We start from the raw sequence: 1,118 nt of genomic DNA, 5'->3' as shown, positions 1-1,118 counted from the left end.
AGCCTCTCCAGCAGAGCTAGTGCAACACATGCGATTGCGAAAACAAGCGAGAAGCGGCGCAGCCAGAAGTTGAAAAGGATGCTGGTCATTGAGTTCCCTTCGTGCGGGGCCTAACACCTGAATTAAGCCGAGCCGCGAAGCGGCTTCGGCTTGAATGAATTGTTATGCACCACTAGAAGATGTCTGAGGCAACAACTTTTGCGCGCAACTTTTCCGTCAGCGTTGCGTAGTGGGGCGGGAGCGAATCCAACAGCTTATTTAGAGATGTGATTTCTCTTGCAGTTAGTTTCCCGCCCTTGTCAATTCGCTTCAGCATGAAATGGATGATGTCCGGCACTTCATCTACGCTTCTTGACGCGCAGAGCCGAAGTGTACTTAAGGCGTGGGACAGGGCGATGCTATCGCTGGAGGTGTCTTCCATTTTGCCTTTAAGATTGATCAACTCCAGTCCAAAAATCTGGTCGGATAGCTTTGTAATAACTGCGGTTACAGTCCTCTCAGAATTTGCGACCGCAGCTTCAACTTGCTTTGAAACAGCCTCTGAGAGCTCTCCAGCCTTTGCAGAAACGGACGAATCAAGTTCCGCTGTCTTTAAATTGATTGCGCTTTGCAGTTCCGCTTTCAAAGCTTCTTTGTCCCGCTCGTAGACCTTGAAGTTAGCGAACCAACCGAAGCCGAGCAGCAGGCCGACAACAACAAATATTCCGCCGAGTGCCCAATAGACGGTCTCGATCATGGACTCTTGAAACCTTTGGGTCACATCCAGTTGAGCTTGCAACAGCGCGACCTGTTGCCTTGCGGCTACAAGTTCAGGATTTGTGTCCTTAGTGGCGGTACCGGTGACAGTCGACGACTGTGACTGAATTTGCGGAGCCTTCTGTGCATTGACTGGCCCAAATGCGAGTAGCGCGCTCACAAGCAGAGCAATGGTGGCAATTTGACGCACGATGATCTCCCCTGTGGTGCATAACACCTGAATTAAGCCGAGCCGCGAAGCGGCTTCGGCTTGAATGAATTGTTAGGCCTCGCAGGTTAACAAAGTAAGTGCAACACCTGCGACGCCCAAGGAAGAAGCGGCGAGCTGGCAGACTGAAGGGGATCACTCCGGGAAGAGAAGA

General features: G+C 51.5%; 1 protein-coding gene. It reads right to left on the bottom strand.

The genetic code is table 11. The features are described from left to right. Nucleotides 1–172: 172 nt before the first annotated feature. Nucleotides 173–946, bottom strand: a complete 774-nt coding sequence (locus tag G7B67_RS13140) for a hypothetical protein (RefSeq protein WP_166213150.1) — start codon at nucleotides 944–946, stop codon at nucleotides 173–175. Nucleotides 947–1,118: the final 172 nt, after the last annotated feature.

The sequence above is a fragment of the Cognatiluteimonas telluris genome (assembly GCF_011320095.1).
GTDB classification, from domain to species: domain Bacteria; phylum Pseudomonadota; class Gammaproteobacteria; order Xanthomonadales; family Xanthomonadaceae; genus Cognatiluteimonas; species Cognatiluteimonas telluris.
Note: the sequence above shows the minus strand (reverse complement) of the source record. Positions and strands in the feature narration are given on the sequence as shown.